This is a genomic window from Shigella sp. SIG3, from assembly GCF_053555855.1.
Map to the genome: position 1 here is coordinate 20591 of NZ_JBQZXE010000042.1, position 6957 is coordinate 27547.

Sequence of the window (6957 nt, forward strand, 5' to 3'; positions counted from 1 at the left end):
ATGGCGAATATGTTTGCCCTGATTCTGGTGATTGCCACACTGGTGACGGGCATTTTATGGTGCGTGGATAAATTCTTTTTCGCACCTAAACGGCGGGAACGTCAGGCAGCGGCGCAGGCGGCTGCCGGTGACTCACTGGATAAAGCAACGTTGAAAAAGGTTGCACCGAAGCCTGGCTGGCTGGAAACCGGAGCTTCTGTTTTTCCGGTGCTGGCTATCGTATTGATTGTACGTTCGTTTATTTATGAACCGTTCCAGATCCCGTCAGGTTCGATGATGCCGACTCTGTTAATCGGTGATTTTATTCTGGTAGAGAAGTTTGCTTATGGCATTAAAGATCCTATCTACCAGAAAACGCTGATCGAAACCGGTCATCCGAAACGCGGCGATATCGTGGTCTTTAAATATCCGGAAGATCCAAAGCTTGATTACATCAAGCGCGCGGTGGGTTTACCGGGCGATAAAGTCACTTACGATCCGGTCTCAAAAGAGCTGACGATTCAACCGGGATGCAGTTCCGGCCAGGCGTGTGAAAACGCGCTGCCGGTCACCTACTCAAACGTGGAACCGAGCGATTTCGTTCAGACCTTCTCACGCCGTAATGGTGGGGAAGCGACCAGCGGATTCTTTGAAGTGCCGAAAAACGAAACCAAAGAAAATGGAATTCGTCTTTCCGAGCGTAAAGAGACACTGGGTGATGTGACGCACCGAATTCTGACAGTGCCGATTGCGCAGGACCAGGTGGGGATGTATTACCAGCAGCCAGGGCAACAACTGGCAACCTGGATTGTTCCGCCGGGACAATACTTCATGATGGGCGACAACCGCGACAACAGCGCGGACAGCCGTTACTGGGGCTTTGTGCCTGAAGCGAATCTGGTCGGTCGGGCCACGGCTATCTGGATGAGCTTCGATAAGCAAGAAGGCGAATGGCCGACTGGTGTGCGCTTAAGTCGCATTGGCGGCATCCATTAATAGCCATCTTCGTTCACGTTGTCGCCGTTATGGCGACAACGTGAATTATTTATGAGATAAATCTCCCGTGGCTAACGACATCCCCCGTCGTTGTGTATAGAATATTCCCCCGAAGTTTAAGGTTGGCACCTCCAGGTTGCCACGGCACACGAAACAGCGTTGGTCCCCATATACCGCTAAACTGAAACTGCAGCGAAGCAGTTAGCAGAGCCATGTATATCAGGTCTGTTTCGTGTGCTGAATTGTTGACGCATTTATTTATTGGTATCGCATGAACCCCATCGTAATTAATCGGCTTCAACGGAAGCTGGGCTACACTTTTAATCATCAGGAACTGTTGCAGCAGGCATTAACTCATCGTAGTGCCAGCAGCAAACATAACGAGCGTTTAGAATTTTTAGGCGACTCTATTCTGAGCTACGTTATCGCCAATGCGCTTTATCACCGTTTCCCTCGTGTGGATGAAGGCGATATGAGCCGGATGCGCGCCACGCTGGTCCGTGGCAATACGCTGGCGGAACTGGCGCGCGAATTTGAGTTAGGCGAGTGCTTACGTTTAGGGCCAGGTGAACTTAAAAGCGGTGGATTTCGTCGTGAGTCAATTCTCGCCGACACCGTCGAAGCATTAATTGGTGGCGTATTCCTCGACAGTGATATTCAAACCGTCGAGAAATTAATCCTTAACTGGTATCAAACTCGTCTGGACGAAATTAGCCCAGGCGATAAACAAAAAGATCCGAAAACGCGCTTGCAAGAATATTTGCAGGGTCGCCATCTGCCGCTGCCGACTTATCTGGTAGTCCAGGTACGTGGCGAAGCGCACGATCAGGAATTTACTATCCACTGCCAGGTCAGCGGCCTGAGTGAACCGGTGGTTGGCACAGGTTCAAGCCGTCGTAAGGCTGAGCAGGCTGCCGCCGAACAGGCGTTGAAAAAACTGGAGCTGGAATGAGCATCGATAAAAGTTACTGCGGATTTATTGCCATCGTCGGACGTCCGAACGTTGGCAAATCCACATTGTTGAACAAACTGCTGGGGCAGAAAATCTCCATCACCTCCCGCAAGGCGCAGACAACTCGTCACCGCATTGTGGGGATCCATACTGAAGGCGCGTATCAGGCGATCTACGTCGATACACCGGGCCTGCATATGGAAGAAAAACGCGCCATTAACCGCCTGATGAACAAAGCGGCGAGCAGCTCTATTGGCGATGTTGAGCTGGTGATTTTTGTCGTTGAAGGCACCCGCTGGACGCCGGACGACGAAATGGTGCTCAACAAACTGCGCGAAGGCAAAGCGCCGGTAATCCTCGCGGTGAACAAAGTGGACAACGTGCAGGAGAAAGCCGATCTGCTGCCGCACCTGCAGTTCTTGGCAAGCCAGATGAACTTCCTCGATATCGTGCCAATCTCTGCCGAAACCGGGCTGAATGTTGACACTATTGCGGCAATCGTGCGTAAGCATCTGCCTGAAGCGACTCATCACTTCCCGGAAGATTACATCACCGATCGCTCACAGCGTTTTATGGCGTCTGAAATCATCCGCGAAAAACTGATGCGTTTCCTTGGCGCTGAACTGCCGTACTCCGTGACCGTGGAGATCGAACGTTTCGTCTCTAACGAACGCGGCGGTTATGACATCAACGGTTTGATTCTCGTTGAGCGTGAAGGGCAGAAGAAGATGGTTATTGGCAACAAAGGGGCCAAGATCAAAACCATCGGGATTGAAGCGCGTAAAGACATACAGGAAATGTTCGAAGCGCCTGTCCACCTTGAACTGTGGGTAAAAGTGAAATCGGGTTGGGCCGACGACGAACGCGCACTGCGCAGTCTCGGTTATGTTGACGATCTTTAAGAGTCACTCCGATGGAAGGCTGGCAGCGCGCATTTGTCCTGCATAGTCGCCCGTGGAGCGAAACCAGCCTGATGCTGGACGTCTTCACAGAGGAATCGGGTCGCGTGCGTCTGGTTGCCAAAGGCGCACGCTCTAAACGCTCTACTCTGAAAGGTGCATTACAGCCTTTCACCCCTCTCTTGCTACGTTTTGGCGGGCGTGGCGAAGTCAAAACGCTGCGCAGTGCTGAAGCTGTCTCACTGGCGCTGCCATTAAGCGGTATCACGCTTTACAGCGGTCTGTACATCAACGAACTTCTCTCCCGCGTACTGGAATACGAGACGCGCTTCTCTGAACTCTTTTTCGATTACTTGCACTGCATTCAGTCTCTTGCAGGTGCCACTGGTACGCCAGAACCCGCGCTGCGTCGCTTTGAACTGGCACTACTCGGGCATCTGGGCTATGGCGTCAATTTTACCCATTGCGCGGGTAGCGGCGAGCCGGTAGATGACACCATGACGTATCGTTATCGCGAAGAAAAAGGGTTTATCGCAAGCGTCGTTATCGACAATAAAACGTTCACCGGAAGGCAGTTAAAAGCGTTAAACGCGCGGGAATTTCCTGACGCAGACACACTACGCGCCGCGAAACGCTTTACCCGAATGGCGCTTAAGCCGTATCTTGGCGGTAAACCATTAAAGAGCAGGGAACTGTTCCGGCAGTTTATGCCTAAGCGAACGGTGAAAACACATTATGAATGATGAGGATTGTCATGGCTGAATTACTGTTAGGCGTCAACATTGACCATATTGCAACGCTGCGTAACGCACGCGGTACTGCTTACCCGGATCCGGTGCAGGCGGCGTTTATTGCCGAGCAGGCGGGAGCGGACGGCATTACCGTGCATTTACGTGAAGATCGCCGCCACATTACTGACCGCGATGTGCGCATCCTGCGGCAGACGCTGGATACCCGAATGAATCTGGAGATGGCAGTGACCGAAGAGATGCTGGCGATCGCCGTTGAGACGAAGCCACATTTTTGCTGCTTGGTACCGGAAAAGCGTCAGGAAGTAACAACCGAAGGCGGCCTGGACGTTGCAGGGCAGCGTGAAAAAATACGCGATGCCTGCAAACGTCTGGCAGATGCCGGGATTCAGGTTTCTCTGTTTATCGACGCCGATGAAGAGCAGATCAAAGCTGCGGCAGAGGTTGGCGCACCGTTTATCGAGATCCACACCGGTTGCTATGCTGATGCCAAAACTGACGCCGAACAGGCGCAAGAGCTGGTGCGTATCGCCAAAGCCGCGACCTTTGCCGCTAGTCTCGGTCTGAAAGTTAACGCCGGACACGGTCTGACCTATCACAACGTGAAAGCCATTGCCGCCATCCCTGAGATGCATGAACTGAATATCGGTCATGCCATTATTGGCCGTGCAGTGATGACCGGACTGAAAGATGCGGTGGCAGAAATGAAGCGTCTGATGCTGGAAGCGCGTGGCTAATGGCAATATTAGGTTTAGGCACGGATATCGTAGAGATCGCTCGCATAGAAGCAGTGATCGCCCGATCCGGTGAGCGCCTGGCACGCCGCGTATTAAGCGATAACGAATGGGCAATCTGGAAAACGCACCACCAGCCGGTGCGTTTTCTGGCGAAGCGTTTTGCTGTGAAAGAAGCCGCAGCAAAAGCGTTTGGCACCGGGATCCGCAATGGTCTGGCGTTTAATCAATTTGAAGTATTCAATGATGAGCTCGGCAAACCACGGCTACGACTATGGGGTGAGGCATTAAAACTGGCGGAAAAGCTCGGCGTTGTAAATATGCATGTAACGCTGGCAGATGAACGCCACTATGCTTGTGCCACGGTAATTATTGAAAGTTAAAATAATACCGTTCTCTTTAAAAAGTAAAACCCCCGAACTGGTAAGGAACGGGGGTTTTACTTTTTAACTTTAATTTTGTGCAGCATGCACCCTCAACAACAGCGATTATGGATCAGTGTACTTATCTTTTACAAGCAACTTGCAATCTTTAGCATAAAAACTCGAGCCTTTACGAAGAAAGCAATATTGATGGAAAGATTAACGTGACCGCCAATTCGTAAGTACATTAAAATTGGCTTCGTTATTGAAGATTTTGCTGTGCTTTACACCATGCCACAGAATTCCCCCATTGAAACGAGTGGTGTCGTCAAAGCTCTGGTGTGGAGTGCAGCATGCACCCTCAATAACTCGCACGTTCAGTTTTGGGGAGATGTAAGGGCTAATCTGAATGGCTGCATTCCTTGTTTAAGGAAAAACGAATGACTGATTGCCGATACCTGATTAAACGGGTCATCAAAATCATCATTGCTGTTTTACAGCTGATCCTTCTGTTCTTATAACACAAGGAAACGTACTTAAGGTGCGTCCGGTGAACCAATCGGACGCGCCTTTAATAACTATAAATAAGTGTCTTGGCAGATACTATATAAATTAACTTAGTGAATGATTATGCTAATGTCATCAATTAAATAAATATAATGGCGTTAAGGCTTCCCAGTAATATAATTAATACTCTACTTCCAGAGTAGAATATTAAATTTTATCCGCGTGGTGCATCAGCACAAATTTATCCCACAACTGTTCTTCTGTCTCGACATGCGCCGGATCTTTCACAATAGTATTGGGGATCGGGCACACCTTCTGGCAGGTTGGTGTCTCGTAGTGCCCTACGCATTCGGTACACTTATCGCTGTTAATTTCGTAGATATGATCTCCCATTGAAATCGCCTCATTCGGGCATTCGGGTTCACACATATCACAATTAATACAGCGTTTAGTAATTAGTAAAGACATTTCAATGGATTACCATTAAATCATTTTAAAATCAGTAAGTTGTATCGAGTTTGTATGCTTTACTGTCATTAACTTACTGTATGTTGATCCAGTGTATTTCACCTTGATAAACTCAGTCCAGCAACACAAAACCGCAACACATTGCATTTTGTCCCGTAGAAAAGACTTGTATGTGTGAGCTTGTTTTCTGCGCCTACGCAGATAAGGATTGAGAATGCCGCGCACTGTAACACATAATCCGGATAGCCCCAATAATGACGATGTTTTAGCCGCATCTGAAAAATGGGACGCCTGTAAACCCCCCTATACCAGCGCACACATGAAAATCTGTGTTGCTGCCGCCAAAATCATCCTCGCTGCTTCCGGAGTGGCTCGCCGTTCCAAATACGAAAAAGAGAACTATCTCCGTATCGATTTCAGCAAAGCCGGTAAGGTTACATTTTACGCCGAGTTTCCAAAAAAGATGGGCCTCAAAGGTAAAAAGCTCGGCGAGTGGCCGGAGCTCGCTATCCAGCTGGCGCGCGAAAAAGCACTAGGTATGGCTGACGGTGGACTGCGGGCAGAGTCCGTACATGCAGCGCTGGAAATGTACCGGGATGACCTCAAAGCCAAAGTAGCCCGGCAGAAGCTGAGCCCGGACAGTTTCACAACCTACGGGGTGCGTATCGACCGGATTAAAGCAACGTTCGGCGAGCGTGAGGTGTTCAGCGACGTAACATACAATCGGCTGGTGGAAGTGCTGGACGAGTGGATCGCCACTCGCTCGAACAATAACGCCCTGGAGTTGTTTGCCGAGCTCCGTCGGTTCTGGAAGTTCTGCGCACCTACTCTTTGCAACGGCCGCAATGTTGCCGCCAGTCTGCCAGATGATTATGTTTCCTTCCGCGTACAGAAACCTACCCCCACACGGCTTTTTACCGATATTGAATCAATCGCCCGACTCTGGCTCAATGTTGCTGCCTGCACCTCTGTACACCAGAAGAATGCTGTTCGCTTCATGATCATCACTGGTGTTCGTCCGATTAATGTCCATAACCTGCGCTGGGACTACGTTTACGAGGAGGCTGGTGAAATTGTTTATCCGGAAGGGGTTATCGGCATGCGAGGGGCTATGAAAACACAAAAGGCTTTCCGCCTGCCGATAACGCCTGAGATCCGGCGGATTATCGACGAGCAGAAAGCCTGGCGTGATTCAGTTCCTGAGTGCAACAGGGATTATGTATTTTTGCAGCCACGTGATCCAATGCAGCCATTTTCAAAACGATCACTGGATAAGCTGGTGAAAACATACAGCCCGGACGGGGCTGTAAA

The 6957-nt window shown here is 50.0% G+C and carries 9 protein-coding genes; 8 read left to right on the forward strand and 1 reads right to left on the reverse strand.

Translation table 11 applies throughout. The annotated features are described in order from the left end of the window. From lepB to shoB, 7 genes are all read left to right on the forward strand, one after another. Complete coding sequence (lepB, locus tag ACUU1I_RS09955; RefSeq protein ID WP_000002542.1) at nucleotides 1-975, forward strand: signal peptidase I; 975 nt, start codon at nucleotides 1-3, stop codon at nucleotides 973-975. A gap of 271 nt (nucleotides 976-1246) precedes the next feature. Then, complete coding sequence (gene rnc, locus ACUU1I_RS09960; RefSeq protein WP_001068343.1) at nucleotides 1247-1927, forward strand: ribonuclease III; 681 nt, start codon at nucleotides 1247-1249, stop codon at nucleotides 1925-1927. Continuing rightward, on the forward strand, nucleotides 1924-2829 hold the full coding sequence (gene era / locus ACUU1I_RS09965) for a GTPase Era (RefSeq protein ID WP_000020748.1): 906 nt from the start codon (nucleotides 1924-1926) through the stop codon (nucleotides 2827-2829). Before rnc ends, era begins: the two co-directional genes overlap by 4 nt. An 11-nt stretch (nucleotides 2830-2840) precedes the next feature. Then, the gene (recO, locus tag ACUU1I_RS09970; protein ID WP_000399393.1) at nucleotides 2841-3569 is read left to right on the forward strand and encodes a DNA repair protein RecO; all 729 of its coding nucleotides are present in this window, start codon (nucleotides 2841-2843) and stop codon (nucleotides 3567-3569) included. Between the two features lie 11 nt (nucleotides 3570-3580). Beyond that, a complete protein-coding gene (gene pdxJ / locus ACUU1I_RS09975; protein ID WP_004969731.1) occupies nucleotides 3581-4312 on the forward strand; it encodes a pyridoxine 5'-phosphate synthase in 732 nt (243 codons plus the stop codon). Then, nucleotides 4312-4692, forward strand: coding sequence for a holo-ACP synthase (gene acpS, locus ACUU1I_RS09980; protein ID WP_000986029.1), 381 nt, complete (start codon nucleotides 4312-4314; stop codon nucleotides 4690-4692). The genes pdxJ and acpS overlap by 1 nt, the downstream gene beginning before the upstream one ends. A gap of 419 nt (nucleotides 4693-5111) precedes the next feature. Next, the gene (gene shoB / locus ACUU1I_RS09985) at nucleotides 5112-5192 is read left to right on the forward strand and encodes a type I toxin-antitoxin system toxin ShoB (RefSeq protein WP_000128776.1); all 81 of its coding nucleotides are present in this window, start codon (nucleotides 5112-5114) and stop codon (nucleotides 5190-5192) included. Between the two features lie 193 nt (nucleotides 5193-5385). On the opposite strand, the gene yfhL is transcribed toward shoB, so the two are convergent. Beyond that, the gene (gene yfhL, locus ACUU1I_RS09990) at nucleotides 5386-5646 is read right to left on the reverse strand and encodes a 4Fe-4S dicluster ferredoxin YfhL (protein WP_000054752.1); all 261 of its coding nucleotides are present in this window, start codon (nucleotides 5644-5646) and stop codon (nucleotides 5386-5388) included. 214 nt (nucleotides 5647-5860) lie between these two features. On the opposite strand from yfhL, the gene ACUU1I_RS09995 reads away from it, so the two are divergent. After that, nucleotides 5861-6957, forward strand: a 1097-nt coding sequence (locus ACUU1I_RS09995; RefSeq protein WP_449144834.1) for a tyrosine-type recombinase/integrase, incomplete at its 3' end; no start/stop codon positions are given.